Source organism: Pseudomonas sp. 1L-C-7-B-C1 (genome assembly GCF_057291635.1).
In genome coordinates this window covers 255,474-271,311 of the sequence record NZ_JBXAWH010000007.1, presented here as the reverse complement: position 1 = coordinate 271,311, position 15,838 = coordinate 255,474, and the positions used below count along the sequence as shown (strand labels likewise).

Here is a 15,838-nt window from a genome sequence, read left to right as displayed (position 1 = left end):
CGGAGTCGATCGCGCATCGCGCCTTACGAGAGGGAAGCATGGAACTCGTCTACGACTTCATCGGCATCGGTTTCGGCCCGTCGAACCTGGCTTTGGCCATCGCCACCCAGGAGCATGCCCAGCGCAGCGGTCTGGCGCCCCACGTGTGTTTCCTCGAGAAAAAGCCGGCGTTCAACTGGCACGAAGGCATGCTGATCGACGGTTCTACCATGCAGATTTCCTTCCTCAAGGACCTGGTGACCCTGCGCAATCCGGCCAGCCGTTTCACCTTCGTCAACTACCTCAACGAGCGCGGCCGCCTGCAGGACTTCATCAACCTCAAGACCTTCTTTCCTACCCGCGAGGAATACACCGATTACCTGACCTGGGCGGCCTCGCACTTCACCGAGCAAGCCCATTACGGCGCCGAGGTGATGTCGGTGGAGCCGCATTTCGAAGACGGCCGCTTTGTCGCCATGGACGTGCTGTCCCGCGATGCGAACGGTGAAGTCTCCCGCCGCCGCGCGCGCAATCTGGTGTTCGGCATCGGCGGCATTCCCCAGGCGCCGGCGGCCTTCGACGGCCTTGAAGATGCGCGCGTGCTGCACTCTGCGGGCTATCGCGGCGGCATCGAAAAGCTCCTCGCCAATCGCCCCGGCCCGGTGCGCGTGGCGGTGGTCGGCGGCGGTCAGAGCGCGGCGGAAATCTTCGAAGACCTGGCCTCGCGTTTCGACAACGTCGAGGCCACCCTGGTGATTCGAGGCAGCGCGCTGAAGCCCTCCGATGACAGCCCCTTCGTCAATCAGATCTTCAACCCGTCGTTCACCGACACGATCTTCAATCACAGCCAGGAGCGTCGCGTCGCGCTGTTCGACGAGTTTCGCAACACCAACTATTCGGTGGTCGACACCGACCTGATCGAGACGATTTTCCAACGCATGTACCAACAGAAGGTGCGCGGCGAAGAGCGCCACCGCATGCTCACCAACCGCGAAGTGGTGCATGCCGAAGTAGCCGCCGACGGCATCGAGCTGTTCCTGCGCGACGCGCCCCATGACCAGATGCACAGCGAGTCCTTCGACGTCGTCGTGCTCGCCACCGGTTACCGCCGCGACTACCACCTGGAACTGCTCTCGGGCATTCAGGAATACATCCAGGGCGCCAATGTCGACCGTCACTATCGCTTGCCCCTGAGCCCCGGCAGCGAGGCCGGCATTTTTCTCCAGGGTTGCTGCGAAGACAGCCACGGTTTGAGCGACACGCTGTTGTCGGTGCTGGCGATCCGCTCCCAGGAGGTCGTCGAGTCGATCTTCGGCGATCAGGCGCAACCGTGTTCGGCGCGCTCTGGGCATGGGTCGCCGCAGGCGCAGACCGAGCCGCGCGTGGCACTGAAGCTGGCGCGCTAAGCCCGGGCCGATAAACAAAGCCCGTCACAGCGGTGGTCGTCAGCGGCCACCCACTCTTTTCTCACAACGTTGTGGGCCGCCTTTGCGCTGCCTGCGGGTTGAGCCTTGCCGATACAAACAGGTGAAAGAATGAAATCCATACGAGATCAGGCCGCGCATTTTCCCGAACTGGTGGGCTTTTATGCGCAGACCCAGCCGGACCGGATTGCCCTTCGACACATCGTCCACGAGGACCAGCCGCCGCGGCTGACCACCTACGCCCAGCTGGATGCCAAGGCGCGCTCGATTGCCGCCCACCTGCAGCAACACCTGAGCGTGCAGGGCGGCGAGCGTTGCGTGCTGATCCTGCCGACCGGCGCCGATTACGCGGCGGCGTTCCTCGGCTGTTTGTATGCCAAAGTCATCGCCGTGCCGGCCTTCGCCCCCGAATACAACCGCCAGACCCACCTTGATCGGCTCACCGGCATCCTCCAGGACGCCGCGCCGCAAATGGTCCTTGGCCGTCGCGAAGACCTGGATAAATTCCAGCACCTGTTGCAACCCTTCATGCCCGCTGGCGGGCGTTTCGCTGCAGTGGAAGAAATCGGCGAAGGCCACGCAAGGTTTCAGGCGCCGCTGATCGACACCGCCTCGCTGGCCTTCCTGCAATACACCTCGGGCTCCACCAGCGCACCGAAAGGCGTGATGGTCTCCCACGACAACCTCATGGCCAACGAAGTCGCCATGGCCCGGCATTTTGTCTCCGATTCAGGGCTGGAAAGCTGGGTCAGCTGGCTGCCGCTGTACCACGACATGGGCCTGATGTGCGGCCTGCTGTTGCCGCTGTACTACGGCGGCACGCTGACGCTGATGTCGCCGAACTATTTCCTCGGCCGCCCGGCGCGCTGGCTGGAAGCGATGAGTCAGTACGGCGGGACCTTCTCCGGCGGCCCGGATTTCGCCTATCGCCTGTGCGTCGAGCGCATCAAACCCAGCGCCGTGAAAAGCCTGAAGCTGGACCCTTGGAGCCTGGCGTTTTCCGGCTCCGAGCCGATCCGCATCGCCACCCTGGATGCCTTCAGCGAGCATTTTGCGCCGGCCGGCTTCGACCGCCGCGCCCTGACGCCGAGTTATGGCCTGGCCGAAGCGACCCTGTACGTGAGCGCCGCCGAGCGCGACAGGCCGTTCGGCATCAAGCATTTTGACGGCAGCCAACTCGCCGCCGGGGACGCGTCTGAGGCGGTGTTCGCCAATCAGAACGCCAAAAGTCGTCTGCCGGGGTGCGGCTGGTGTCGGCCCGATCACGGCCTGAAGATTGTCGATCCGGCCACGCTGCAGCCCCTCGCGTCGGGCAATGTTGGCGAGATCTGGATTGCCGGGCCGAGTGTCGCCCAGGGCTACTGGCAGAACGCAGAAGCCACCGCCCAGACCTTCGTCGAGAAAGACGGCCAGCGCTGGTTGCGCAGCGGCGATCTGGGCATTGCCCGCGACAACGAGCTGTTTATCACCGGCCGCTTGAAGGATCTGATCATCCTCAACGGCCAGAACCTGTACCCCCAGGACATCGAGCAGGCGCTGGAGAAAAGCGTCGAGCTGCTGCGTCGCGGGCGCATCGCCGCCTTCCCGGTGACGGACGAGCAGGGCGTCGAAGGCGTCGGCCTGGCCCTGGAAATCAGCCGCAACGTGCGCCGCCTGATGAAACCGCAGATGATTTGCGAAGCGGTGCGCGACGCGGTGTCCGATCTGTTTCTGGTGGCGCCGAAAGTCATCGTGCTGCTGGAGCCGGGCGCTCTGCCGCGCACCACCAGCGGCAAACTGCAGCGTTCCGCCTGCCGCAGCGGCTGGCAGAACGGCAGCCTCGACAGCTTCGCGATCTGGCAGGACGGCCGCGTGCTCGATGCTGACAGCGCGGACGTCTCGGTTGAGGCTTCGCCGTTGCTGCCGGAAGTCGTCGCCGCGTGGCAGGAAATCCTCGGCAAAAGCGACCTGAATGCCGCCGACCACTTCTTCGCCCGTGGCGGTGATTCGGTGGGCGTGGTGCAAGTGCTGTCGCGCCTGAACAGCGAGCTGGGCCTGAGGCTTGAGCCCGCCCACTTGTTCGAGCACCCGACCCTCGGCGCCTTCAACGCCCACGTTACCGCGCACGTCTCCGCCCACGGCCGCAGCACTGAACGCCCTGCTGGCGTACCGCTGATTTCCCGCGACACCGATCCGGAGCAGTCCTTTGCCCAGCAGCGCCTGTGGTTCCTCGCGCAGCTTGAGCCGGACAGCAGCGCCTATCACCTCTGCGGCCAGTTGAGCCTCAACGGCGCGCTGGATGATGCCGCCCTGCAACGCAGTTTCGACGATCTGGCGGCCCGCCACGAAAGCCTGCGCACCACCTTCGCCATCGACGCCAACGAACAACTGGTGCAGCGCATTCACGCCCCGAGCCCGGTCCTGATCGAACGCCATTACCTGAGTGAGGACACCGATCCGCAGCAAGCGTTGGCCGAACTGGCCAGAGCGGCCGTCGAGCAGCCAATGGATTTGCAGAACGGCCCGTTGTGGCGCGTGCTCAACGTGCGACTGGCCCCAGACCGGCAGCAACTGGTGCTGGTGCTGCATCACATCATCGCTGACGGCTGGTCGGTGCAGGTCATGCTCAAGGAGTTCGCCGCGCTGTACAGCGCTCACATTCAAGGGGCTGAGCCGGCATTGCCGCCGCTGCCGATTCAATACGCCGACTTCGCCGCGTGGCAGCGCGAGCGTCTGGCCGGAGGGGAAGGGCAGCGTCAACTGGCCTACTGGCGTGAGCAGTTGGGTGAGGCCCAGACCATTTTGAATCTGCCTGCCGACCGCCCGCGTCCGGCCCAGCAAAGCCATCGCGGCGCCCGTTACGCCATCGCCCTCGACCGTGACTTGAGCCAAGGCCTGCGCGACCTCGCCAGCCGCCACGGCGCGACCTTGTTCATGGTCATGCTGGCCGCCTACAAAACCCTGTTGCAGCGTTACAGCAGCCAGACCGATTTGCGCGTCGGCGTGCCGGTGGCGGGGCGGACCTGCACCGAATCCGAAGGGCTGATCGGGCTCTTCGTCAACACCCTGGTGCTGCGCAGCGAGCTGTCGCCGCAGCAGTCGTTCAGCACGCTGATTGAGGCCGTGCGCCACACCGCGCTGGGCGCGCAACACCATCAGGACCTGCCGTTCGAGCAACTGGTCGAAGCCCTCGGCGTGTCGCGCAACCTCAGCCACAACCCGCTGTGCCAGGTGAAATTCACCCAGCAGTTCCCGCTGCCACAGAACGTTGAAATGGCCGGCGTGCGCATGGACGTCAGCCAGCTCGACGACTACTCGGCGCACTTCGATTTGGGGCTGGACATCACCGACGACGCCGACGGTATTCAGGCGGTGTTCACCTACGCTTGCGACCTGTTCGACGAACCGAGCATCGCCGGTCTGGCGGGTGATCTGCTGCGGATCTGCGCCCAAGTGGTGGCTCAACCTCAGGTGCATCTGGCTGATCTGCAGATCGGTGCCGAGCCGTCATCCATCGCTGCCGAAACCGCGGTGTTCCCGGCCACCGATGTGCTGAGCCTGTGGAATACCAGCGTCCATGCACAGCCGAATTGTCTGGCCCTGCAAGACGAACAGCGCAGCGCCACTTTTGCCGAGCTCGATGCCCAGGCCAATCAACTGGCGCAGCATTTGCGCCAGGCCGGTGTGGGCGAGGAAAGCCGCGTGGGCATTCTGTTGGAGCGCTCGCTGGAGTTCGTCGTCGGCCTGCTGGCGGTGCTCAAGAGTGGTGCCGCGTTTGTGCCGATGGACCCGAAATGGCCGGCCGAACGTCAGGCGTTTGTGCTGGCGGACAGTGGCGCAAGCGGGTTGATCAGCGATGTGGCGGCGCCGGGCGACTTCATTGGCGACGTTATCAATGTGGCTGCCGATGCCGCGTGGCGTTCGCTGCCGGCGACAAAACTGGACGTGCCCGTACACCTCGATCAGGCCGCGTACCTGATCTACACCTCCGGCACCAGCGGCACGCCGAAAGGGGTTGTCATCAGCCACGGCGCCCTGGCCGATTACGTCCAGGGCTTGCTCGCACGGCTTGATCTGGCGCCCGAGGCGAGCATGGCGATGGTCTCCACCGTCGGCGCCGACCTGGGCCACACCGTGCTGTTTGGCGCGCTGTGCTCGGCGCGTTCGCTGCACCTGATCAGCCCCGACCGCACCAACGACGCCGACCGCTTTGCCGCCTACATGGCCGAGCACAAGGTGGGCGTGCTGAAGATCGTGCCGACCCATCTGAACGGCCTGTTGCAGGCAACGAATGCGGCCGATGTGCTGCCCGACCACGCGCTGATCCTTGGAGGTGATGCGCTGCCGTGGGAGCTGGTGGCGCAGGTGAAACGCCTGAAGCCCGGCTGCCGGGTCATCAATCACTACGGCCCGACCGAAACCACCGTCGGCGTGCTGAGCAATGAGGCGTTTGAAGAGTCGATGGGCGACAGCGTGCCCGTCGGCCGGCCGCTGCCCAATGCCGTGGCGCTGATTCTCAACGACCAACTGCAGCCGGTGGTGCAGGGCGACGTCGGTGAGCTTTACATCGGCGGGCCGGGGCTGGCGCGCGGGTATCACCAGCGTCCGGCCATGACCGCTGCGGCGTTTATTCCTGATCCGAGCGGCAACGGCACGCGGTTGTACCGCAGTGGCGACCGCGCGCGCTTGCTGGCCAACGGGCAGATTCAGTTCCTCGGCCGCGCCGACGATCAGGTCAAAGTGCGCGGCTACCGCGTGGCCCTGGGTGAAATCGCCCAGCGCCTGCGCCAGCTGGACGGCGTGCGTGACGCCCATGTGCGCGTCGACGATCGCGGCCAGTTGATTGCTTATGCGCTGGTGGCGAGTGGTGCAACGGTGGGCGGCGAGACGCTGCGCACACAGCTGGCCCAGAGCCTGCCGGACTACATGGTGCCGAGCCACATCCTGACCCTCGATGCTTTCCCGCTGACCGCCAACGGCAAGCTTGACGCCGGCGCGCTGCCGACGCCGACCACAACCTCCGACGATTTCGAAGCGCCCCACGAAGGGGTCGAAGCCGCACTCGCCGCACTCTGGCAAGCGGCGCTGAACGTCGAGGCGGTGGGCCGTCACGACAACTTCTTCACCCTCGGCGGCGACTCGATCCTCAGCCTGCAGATCATTGCCCGCGCCCGCCGTCAGGGCATTCGCCTGACGCCCAAGCAACTGTTCGAAAAACAGACCATCGCCGAACTCGCCCAGGTCGCCACGGTGGCCGAAGCCAAACCTGTCGCCGCGCCCGTCACGGCGGCGGTCGCACCCCGCGAGTTTGCCCTGACGCCGATTCAGGCGCGCTTCTTCAGCCTGCCCATCGCCCAGCGTCAGCACTGGAACCAGTCGTTGCTGCTCGACGTGCCCGAGGCGCTGGACACCGCGCGGTTGCAGCAGGCCCTCGCGGCCGTACTGGCCCATCACGATAGCTTGCGCCTGAGCTTCCATCAGAACGATGCAGGCCAGTGGCAGCAGCGTTACCGCGACAGCGAAAGTGCCGAGCGCGTGCTGTGGACCTGTGAACTGAGCCGCGAAGACGACCTCGATTCGCTTAACGACGAGGCCCAGCGCAGCCTGAACATCGACACCGGTCCGCTGCTGCGGGTGGTCCATGCGCGCCTGGCGTCGGGCGAGGCTCGGTTGCTGCTGGCGATCCATCACCTGGCCGTGGACGGCGTGTCGTGGCGGGTGCTGCTGGAAGACCTGCAACTGGCTTACAGCCAACTGGCGGCTAGAGAGAGCGTGGCCCTGGCCGACAAAACCGCCAGTTTCCAGGCCTGGTCGCAGTCGCTGAGCACCTTGGCGCACAGCCCGGACCTGCAAAAGCAACTGCCGTACTGGCAAGGGCTGAACGCTGCCGATGCCATCCTGCCGGGCGATGCGTCGGTGCAAAGCCGGGTCGGCGACAGTGAAACCCTGCACCTGACCCTCGACGCAGCCAACACCCGTCGCCTGCTCAGCGAAGCGCCGGCGGCGTATCGCACGCGCATCGACGACCTGCTGCTGGCGGCGCTGTCCCAGGCGCTGTGGCAGTGGAGCGGTCGGCGTCGGCAGGTCATCAGCGTCGAGGGTCACGGCCGCGAGGACGCCACCGGCACCCTGGACCTGAGCCGCAGCGTCGGCTGGTTCACCAGCCTGTACCCGCTGGCGCTGGACGCCGCGGATGACGCAATCGCGACACTCAAGTCGGTAAAGGAAGCCGTGCGCGCGGTACCGGAAAAAGGCCTCGGCTACGGAATACTGAAGCACTTGGCCGGCGCCGATTTGCCCGAGCTGATCGGCCAGGGCGTGACCTTCAACTACCTCGGCCGTTTCGACGACAGCGAGGGCGCGCTGTTCTCCCTGTCGAGCCGCACGCCGGGGAATCTGCGTGACCCCCAAGGGCCGCTGGCCAATGCCCTGGTGGTCGACGGCCAGGTCCGTGACGGCCAGTTGCAGTTGGACTGGACCTTCAGCCGCAAGCGCTTCAGCCGCGACAGCATCGAGCAACTGGTGGCGCTGTATGAAGCACAGTTGCTGCAGCTGATCGCCCATTGCGGCGATGAATCCAACGCTGGCCTGACGCCCTCGGATTTCCCTCTCGCGGCGTTGAGTCAAACGCAGCTCGACGCGCTGGGTATCCCTGCGCGGGAGATCGAAGACATCCTGCCGCTGGCGCCGATGCAACAGGGCATTTTGCTGCACAGCCTGCTGGAGCAGGGCAACGGCATCTACCTGATGCAGGACCAGTACGACGTCGGCAGCCACGTGGATTTCGACGCGTTCAAATTCGCCTGGCAGCAAGTGGTGCAGCGCCACCCTGCGTTGCGCACGGCGTTTCACGGCCTGGAGAGCGGCGTGCAGCGTCAGATTGTCATGCGTCGCGTGCCGTCGCCGGTGCAACTGATCGACCTCAGTCATCTGTCTCGCGCCGCCGCCGAAGCCGAGCTTGATGACTTGCTGAAAAGCGAGCGCGAACAGGGCTTCGATTTCGCCCGGGCGCCGTTGCTGCGCCTGCGGCTGATCAAGTTCGGCGAGGCGGATTTCCGCATCGTTCAGAGCCACCACCACGCCTTGATCGACGCTTGGTGCCGCGGCCTGATGCTCACTGAATTCTTTGCCCATTACCGCGGGTTCCTCGAAGGTCGTCAGGTCAGCCTGCCGCCGGCGCGGCCGTACCGCGACTTCCTCGCCTGGCTCGCCGAGCAGGACGAAGCGGTGAGCCGCGATTACTGGCGCAACGCATTGGCGGGCTTCACCGACGTCACGCCGCTGCCGTACCGCCACAGTGTGCAGCGTAACCAGCAGGGTGAAACGCAGATGCGCGACGTCACCCTGGCGCTGGGTGTCGAGCAGACTGCGAAGCTGGCCGAACAAGCCCGTCAGCATCGCCTGACCGCCAACACCTTCGTGCAGGCCGCCTGGGCCTTGTTGCTGATGGGCCATGCCGACCGCGACGAAGTGCTGTTCGGGGTCACCGTGGCCGGTCGTCCGACCGAGCTGGAAGGCATCGAAGGCGCGCTGGGGCTGTTCATCAACACTTTGCCGCTGCGCATCCGGCGGCCGGGCATGGGCGCGTCGGCGCTGGAGCTGCTCAATGCATTGCAGGGGCAGAACGCCGACATGCGCCAGCACGAACACCTGTCCCTGGCCGATATTCAGCTGCTCGCCGACACCCCGCGCGGCCAGCCGCTGTTCGACAGCCTGTTTGTTTTCGAGAACGTTCCGTTGGGCGCCGAGGTGCAGCAGGCCGTGAACGAATACCGCATCAATCCGCTGGCCAACCGCACCCACACCAACTACCCGCTGACCGTGGTGTTGCTGCCGGGCGAGTCGCTGCAATTGCAGCTGACCTATGACACCCGGCACTTCAACGACGCCGACATGGCCACGCTGGTCAGCCATTTCCGCCGCTTGCTGACCCAGTTGATCGACAACCCGCAGCAGACCCTGAGCCAGTTGCAGGTCCTCGAGCACAACGAGCGCGAGCAGTTGCTCGCCCAGGGTCTCGGCCCGGTGCAACCGCATTGGTACGACATCAGCTACCTGGAGCGTTTCGAGGCGCGGGTGCTGGCCCATCCGGCCCAGGAAGTGGCCCGCTGTCAGGGTCAAAGCCTGAGCTACCGCGAACTCAATCGTCAGGCCAACCGCGTTGGTCACGGCCTGATCGCCGCGGGCGTGCAGGGCGACGATGTGGTGGCATTGTTCGCACCGCGCGGCCTGCCGTTGTTGAGCATGATCGTCGGCGCGTTCAAGGCCGGTGCGGCCTATCTGGCGCTGGATGAACGTCATCCGGCCGGACGCAGTGCGCGCATGCTGGTGAGCAGCGCCGCCCCGGTGTTGCTGACGCCGCGGGAGTGTTTGCCTCAGGTCGAGGCGATCGTTGCCCTGGCTGAGCGCAAACCCCGTGTGCTGGTGCTCGAAGAATTGTTGACTGGCGCCGATGAGGCCGCCGATGAGAACCCGGGCCGCTACGCGACGGCCGAGCAACTGGCCTACGTCATCTACACCTCCGGCTCCACCGGCGAGCCGAAAGGGGTGATGGTCAACCAGCGCGGCATGCTCAACAACCAGATGTCCAAGCTGCCGTATCTGCGCCTGGGCGAGGGCGATGTTATTGCCCAGACCGCCGCCACCGGCTTCGACATTTCCGTGTGGCAGTTCCTGACCGCGCCGCTGTTCGGCGGGCGCGTGGAAATCCTGCCGGACGCCGTGGTGCAGGACCCGCAGCGCCTGCTGGAAGAAGTCGCGGCCAATCAGGTCAGCGTGCTGGAATGCGTGCCGGCGGTGATCGACGCCATGCTCGCGGTCGCGCCCCAGCGGCTCGATGCCTTGCGCTGGCTGCTGCCGACCGGCGAAGCGCTGACCACCGACCTCGCCGCGCGCTGGTTTGCGCGCTACCCCGAAGTGCCGCTGGTCAACGCCTACGGCCCGGCGGAGTGCGCCGACGATGTCGCGCTGCACACCCTGACCGCCGCGCCGGCCCTCAACGCCAACATGCCGATTGGCCGGCCTACCGATAACAACGGCCTGTACGTGCTGGATTCCAACCTGCAACTGGCCGCGCCCGGTGTGGTGGGCGAGCTGTACATCGGCGGCGTCGGCGTCGGTCGTGGCTATGCCGCGCGGCCTGGCCTGACCGCCGAGCGCTTCTTGCCTGACCCGTTTGGCGACACCGGTGCGCGGCTGTACCGCAGCGGCGACCTGGCCCGCTGGAACGCCGACGGCGCGCTGGAATACGTCGGCCGTGCGGACTTCCAGGTGAAGATTCGCGGCCAACGCATCGAGCTGGGCGAAATCGAAAACCTGCTGTTGGCGCAACCCTCGGTGCACGACGCCGTGGTCAGTGCGCAACCGACGGCCCACGGCCCGCAACTGGTGGCCTACGTGGTCGCCGAGGCGCAGCAGGCGTTGTCCAGCGACGTGCTGAAAACCGCGCTGTCGCAGACGCTGCCGGCGTTCATGGTGCCGGCGCACATCGTCGTGCTGGCGCAGATGCCGCGCAACGCCAACGGCAAGCTCGACCGCAAGGCGCTGCCGGCGCCGAGCCTGGAAGAGCGCGAGTTCGAAGCGCCACAGGGCGAGCGCGAGGAAGTCCTCGCCGAGCTCTGGCAGAGCCTGCTCAAGGTCGAGCAGGTCGGTCGTCACGACAACTTTTTTGAACTCGGTGGCCATTCGTTGCTGGCGACGCGACTGCTGTCGCGGATTCGCGAGCGCCTCGGGGTGAGCATCCCGCTGGCCCAGGCCTTCGAAGCCACCACCGTCGCCGCCCAGGCGGCGCTGATCGACACCTTGCAGGGGCAGACCCTGACACTCGACCGGCTCGATGCCCTGGACGAGTTAATGAATGAGCTGGAGGAAAGCAACTGATGTCGCAACCGAGCATGACTTCACAGAGCAAGCTGCTGGCCCTGGCCACGCGTTTCCTCAGCCTTGGCAGCGCTCAGCGTCGGGTGTTTCTGAATAAGCTGCGCGAGCAGGGCCTGGACGCGTCGTCGCTGCCGGTGCCGCCGGGCGTGGCGGGCGAGCGCAGCCCGGCGTCGTTTTCCCAGCAACGGCTGTGGTTTCTGGAGCAACTGGAACCGGACAACAGCACGTATCACCTGCCGGGTGCGTTGCGCCTGAAGGGCGAGCTGAATGTTGCAGCCGTGGGAACGGCGTTCGAGCGCGTGGCCGAGCGACATGCCAGCCTGCGCACGGTGTTCGTCACTGCGGAAGACGGTACGCCCGAACAGGTGATTTGCGGTGCTCAAGGTTTGCCATTTGAACGGCTGCACGCAGGTGACGAAGCCGAGGTGCAGGCACTGGCCGATGCCTTCGCCCGACGCCCGTTCGACCTGGCCCAGGGCCCGCTGTGGCGCGTGGCGTTGATCGAGCGCGCGGCAGACGATCACGTGCTGTTGGTGTGCCTGCACCACATCATCGCTGACGGTTGGTCGATTCAAATGTTGCTGCTGGACTTCGTCGAGGCCTATCGCGCCGCCATTCAAAACGATACTGACTCACTGCCACCGCTGCCGCTCAGCTACGCCGATGTCGCCCTGTGGCAGCGTGCCTGCCTGGACGCGGGCGAGGGTGATCGGCAGCTCGCCTACTGGCAGCAACAACTGGGCGACGAGCCGCCGGTGCTGGAACTGCCGGCGGACCGTCCGCGTCCCGCGCGCCAGAGTTTCCGCGGCGCGCGCCTGCCGTTCAGCTTCGACGCCACATTGTCCGGGCGGATGCGTGAACTGGCCCGCCAGCGCGGCGTGACGCTGTTCACCGTCCTGCTCGCGGCCTATCAAGTGCTGTTGCAACGGCTGAGCGGGCAGACGGATCTGCGCATCGGCGTGCCGATTGCCGGGCGTCAGCGCGCCGAAACCGAGGGACTGATCGGCTTCTTCGTCAACACTCAGATCCTGCGCGGCGAGGTCCAGGCCGACGCCAGTTTCAACCAGATCATCGACGGCGTTCGCCTGGCCTCCCAAGGCGCACAAGCCCATCAGGACCTGCCGTTCGAGCAACTGGTGGACGCCCTGGCGCCGGAACGCAGCCTGAGCCACAACCCGCTGTTTCAGGTGCTCTACAACCACCAGCAACGCCAGGACGAAGCGCTGCAATTGATGCCCGGCCTCAACGCGACGCTGATGCCACTGGACAACGGCAGCGCCCAGTTTGACCTGGCGCTGCACACCTGGGAAAACGCGGCGGGTGAACTGGCGGGTAACTGGAATTACGCCACGGATCTGTTTGATCACGGCAGCATCGAGCGACTGCATGGGCGTTTTGAGCAACTGTTCGCCGAGTTGCTGGAGCGGCCGGATGCAGCGGTTGGCGACTTCGAGTTGCTGGATGCTGAAGACCGCGCGCAACTGGCGTTGGTCAATGACACGGCACGGGAGTGGGATTCCGAACCCTTTGTTCATCGCCACTTTGAGCGTTTGGTGCAGGTGCATCCCGAGCGGGAGGCAGTGCGCTTTGGCGATGAGGTATTGAGTTATCGCGAGCTGGATCAGCGGGCAAACCAGCTGGCCCATTACCTGCGTGAGCAGGGCGTGGGGCGGGAATCCCTGGTGGGCGTAGCGGCGTTGCGCTCGGTGGAAATGGTCGTTGCGCTGTATGCGGTGCTCAAGGCAGCCGCTGCGTATGTGCCACTGGACCCGGAATATCCGGCGGACCGTCTGCGTTACATGCTCGAAGACGCCGGCATTGGCTTGCTGCTGAGCCACGATGCCGTGATCAATGACCTGCCGATTGTTGAAGGGCTGCGGGTGCTGAATCTGGATCAGCTTGATCTCTCCGCGCAACCCGTCACGGCGCCCGTAGTAGAGCTGCACCCCGAGCAACTGGCCTACATGATTTACACCTCCGGCTCGACGGGCAAACCGAAAGGCGCGGGCAACACCCACGCAGCGCTGTTCAACCGCCTGGCCTGGATGCAGGAGGCTTACGCCCTCGACGCATCCGACGCGGTACTGCAAAAAACACCGTTCAGTTTCGACGTGTCGGTCTGGGAGTTCTTCTGGCCGTTGATGGTGGGCGCGCGTCTGGTGGTCGCTCAACCGGGCGATCACCGCGATCCGCTGGTGTTGAAGACGCTGATCGATCAGCAGCAGATCACCACGCTGCACTTCGTCCCGTCGATGCTCGGTGCCTTCATGGCTCAGGACGATCTGAGCGGCTGCGCCTCCCTGAAACGCATCGTCTGCAGCGGCGAAGCGTTGCCTGCCGATCTGGCGCGGGAAACCCTGCAGCGCCTGCCCAACGCCGGCCTGTTCAATCTGTATGGCCCGACCGAAGCGGCGATCGACGTCACCCACTGGACCTGCGTTGATGAACCGGGCGCTTCCGTACCCATCGGCGCCCCCATCGCCAATCTGCAGATCCACATTCTCGACAGCCGCCTCAACCCGCAACCCATCGGCGTACCGGGCGAGCTGTACATCGGCGGCGACGGTCTGGCTCGCGGCTATCACCTGCGTCCGGGGCTGACTGCCGAGCGTTTCGTTGCCAGCCCGTTCGGCAGCGGCGAGCGGCTGTATCGCACCGGTGACCTGGCCCGCTGGCGTGCCGACGGCGTGGTGGAATACCTCGGCCGTCTCGATCACCAGATCAAACTGCGCGGCCTGCGGGTTGAAATCGGCGAGATCGAAGCGGCGTTGCTGGATCACCCGGCGGTCAGCGAAGCCGTGGTCATCGCCCGTGAACTCGCCACCGGCATGCAGCTGGTCGGCTATCTGGTCGCCGACGATTTTGACGAAGAACACCTGCGCAACCAACTGAAACAACGCCTGCCGGATTACATGGTCCCGGCGCACTTCGTCACCCTGGAAAGCCTGCCGCTGTCGGCCAACGGCAAGCTCGACCGCAAGGCGCTGCCCGACCCACAGATCCAGCAGCGTGCCTTCGAAGCGCCGCTGTCTGGGGTCGAAACCCAACTGGCGGCGTTGTGGCAAGACCTGCTCGGCGTCGCGCAAATCGGTCGCCAGGACAACTTCTTTGCCCTCGGCGGCGACTCGATTCTCAGCCTGCAAATCATTTCCCGCGCCCGCAAGGCCGGCATCGTGCTGTCGCCGCGGCAGATGTTCGAACGCCAGACCATCGCCGAGCTGGCTCAGGTCGCGCAGGTGGTCATTCAGGACGCCGCCCCTGTCGAGCGCATCGAGCTGAACCGCGACATCCCGCTGACCCCGATTCAGCACTGGTTCTTCCAGCAGCCAATGCGCAATCGCAGTCACTGGAACCAGTCGCTGCTGTTGAACCCGAGCGAAGCCCTGGACCTTCCGGCGCTGACCCAGGCCCTGGCTGCGGTGCTCAACCATCACGACGCCCTGCGGATGCGCTTTGTGCAGCAGGACAGCGGCCAGTGGCAGCAACGCTATCGTGCAGAGCTTTCTACGGACGAGCAGACCCAAAACGGCTTGATCTGGCAGCGTGAAATCCCCCTGAACGAGCTGACCGCAGCCGGCGACGAAGCCCAGGCCAGCCTCGATTTGAGGGACGGCCCGTTGCTGCGCGCCGTGCATTTCACCCTGGCCGAAGGCGGTGAGCGTCTGTTGCTGGTGGTGCATCACCTGGTGGTCGACGGCGTGTCGTGGCGCACCCTGCTGGAAGACCTGCAAAACGCCTACACCCAGGCGCAAGCGGGCCTCGCTATCGACCTCGGTGACAAAACCGCGTCGTTCCAGCGCTGGGCCAACCGCCTGCTCGATTTCGCCTACAGCGACGCTGTGCTGGACGAAGCCGATTACTGGCGCAACCTGACGCCAGCACCTGCGTTGCCCTGCGCCAATCCCGAGGGCGAAGCGCGACAAGGCAACCTGCTTCAGCTGCATTTGCAACTGGACGCTGCTCGTACCGAAAAGCTGATCAGCGAGGCGCCGGCGGCGTACCGCACGCAGATCAACGACCTGCTGTTGACCGCACTGGTCCGCGCGATGAAGCGTTGGAGCGGCGAATCACAGGTGATGATCGCTCTGGAAGGCCATGGCCGCGAAGACCTGTTCAACGGGATTGATCCGGCGCGCACCGTCGGCTGGTTCACCAGCCTGTACCCGGTCAGCCTGCACGCCCACGACGACCTCGACGCCGCCCTCAAACACACCAAAGAAACCCTGCGAGCCGTGCCCAACGGCGGCCTCGGTTATGGCCTGTTGCGCCACCTGCGTGGCGAAGCCTTGCCGGCGCTGGACGGCTGCGTGCTGTTCAATTACATGGGCCGGCTGCAAAACAGCAGCGGGCTTTTCAGCCTGGCCGAGGAGGGCAGCGGTGCCCAGCGCGCCGCCGATGCGCCGCTCAATGGCGAACTGTCCATGGATGCGCGAATCCGTGACGGCCAGTTCAGCCTGACCTGTAGTTTCAGCGGCGAGCGCCATGAGTCGGCGTCGATTCAACGCCTGCTTGATGCCTACGGCGAAGCGCTGGACGAGGTGATCGAACACTGCCGTCGCCACGCTGCGGTCACCCCG

The 15,838-nt window shown here is 65.3% G+C and carries 3 protein-coding genes (1 of these 3 running past the window's edge); all 3 read left to right on the top strand.

Features of this window, described 5'->3' with window-relative positions; genetic code table 11:
- Positions 1–38: 38 nt before the first annotated feature.
- On the top strand, positions 39–1,385 hold the full coding sequence (locus AC0Z8Z_RS13370; protein WP_485619427.1) for a lysine N(6)-hydroxylase/L-ornithine N(5)-oxygenase family protein: 1,347 nt from the start codon (positions 39–41) through the stop codon (positions 1,383–1,385).
- Between the two features lie 129 nt (positions 1,386–1,514).
- On the top strand, positions 1,515–11,261 hold the full coding sequence (locus tag AC0Z8Z_RS13365; RefSeq protein ID WP_485619426.1) for an amino acid adenylation domain-containing protein: 9,747 nt from the start codon (positions 1,515–1,517) through the stop codon (positions 11,259–11,261).
- Positions 11,261–15,838 carry the 5' end (the start) of a non-ribosomal peptide synthase/polyketide synthase gene (locus AC0Z8Z_RS13360; protein ID WP_485619425.1) on the top strand. The gene runs 11,610 nt beyond the window's last position, so the window shows 4,578 of its 16,188 coding nt (coding positions 1–4,578); it begins with the start codon at positions 11,261–11,263; its stop codon lies beyond the right edge, outside the window. Before AC0Z8Z_RS13365 ends, AC0Z8Z_RS13360 begins: the two co-directional genes overlap by 1 nt.